The 255-nt window shown below is 50.2% G+C and carries 1 rRNA gene; it reads left to right on the plus strand.

Going from position 1 to position 255, the window contains the following annotated elements:
• A 23S ribosomal RNA gene (locus QMX82_RS26265) occupies positions 1-255 on the plus strand; the annotation flags it as partial.

Raw genomic sequence — 255 nt, forward strand, 5'->3', positions numbered from 1 at the left:
ATCCTCCAAGGCTAAATACTCCTGACTGACCGATAGTGAACCAGTACCGTGAGGGAAAGGCGAAAAGAACCCCGGAGAGGGGAGTGAAATAGAACCTGAAACCGTATGCGTACAAGCAGTGGGAGCCCACTTTGTTGGGTGACTGCGTACCTTTTGTATAATGGGTCAGCGACTTATTTTCAGTGGCGAGCTTAACCGAATAGGGGAGGCGTAGCGAAAGCGAGTCTTAATAGGGCGTTTAGTCGCTGGGAATAG

The organism is Pseudomonas sp. PS02302 (genome assembly GCF_029959585.1).
Lineage (GTDB): Bacteria > Pseudomonadota > Gammaproteobacteria > Pseudomonadales > Pseudomonadaceae > Chryseomonas > Chryseomonas aestiva.